Annotated in this window: 1 protein-coding gene; it reads left to right on the top strand. The window is 67.1% G+C overall.

Annotation, left to right across the window (positions count from 1 at the left end; translation table 11 throughout):
• Window positions 1–1,031, top strand: a 1,031-nt coding sequence (locus ACIQNG_RS39120) for an acyltransferase domain-containing protein (RefSeq protein ID WP_401492039.1), incomplete at both ends; no start/stop codon positions are given.

The raw sequence follows: 1,031 nt of genomic DNA, 5'->3' as shown, positions 1-1,031 counted from the left end.
GAACTACACACCGCACTCACCGCACTCGCCGAAGGCCGCGACCACCCCGCCCTGACCACCGGACCCACCCGCACCACCACCGGACCCACCCCCTGGGCCCTCATCCTCTCCGGCCAAGGCAGCCAACGACCCGGCATGGGACACCACCTCTACACCACCCACCCCGCCTACGCCCACGCCCTCGACGAAGCCTGCGAAGCCCTCAACCCCCACCTCGACACCCCCCTCCAACACATCATGTTCGCCCAACCCGGCACCCCCCACGCCAACCTCCTCAACACCACCCTCTACACCCAACCCGCCCTCTTCGCCCACCACATCGCCACCTACCACCTCCTCCAAACCCACGGCGCCACCCCCCACGCCCTCATCGGCCACTCCATCGGCGAACTCTCCGCCGCCCACCTCAACGGCACCCTCCCCCTCACCCTCGCCGCCGACATCGTCACCACCCGCGCCAAACTCCTCAACACCCTCCCCACCGGCACCACCATGCTCGCCACCCTCACCGACCCCCACACCCTCACCCCCCACCTCCAACACCACCCCGACATCGAAATCGCCGCCTACAACTCACCCACCGCCACCACCCTCGCCGGACCCACCACCACCCTCAACCAACTCGCCACCGAACTCACCACAGCCGGCATCCACAACCGACCCCTCAAAGTCACCCACGCCTTCCACAGCACCCACACCGAACCCATCCTCAACACCTTCCACACCCACCTCACCGAACTGTTCAAACACCACACCCCCACCACCCACACCCCCACCATCCCCGTCATCTCCAACCTCACCGGCACCCCCGCAACCCCCCAACAACACCACGACCCCACCTACTGGACCCAACACATCCGCCAACCCGTCCACTTCCACCAAGGCATCACCCACCTCACCCACACCCACCACATCACCCTCTACACCGAAATCGCCCCCCACCCCACCCTCACCCCCCACCTCCCACCCCACACCCACACCACCCCCCACCACCCCAACCCCCAACACACCCACACCACCACCCTCACCAC

The sequence above is a fragment of the Streptomyces sp. NPDC091377 genome, assembly GCF_044757045.1.
Taxonomy (GTDB): domain Bacteria; phylum Actinomycetota; class Actinomycetes; order Streptomycetales; family Streptomycetaceae; genus Streptomyces.
This window is presented reverse-complemented; position numbering and strand designations above follow the sequence as displayed.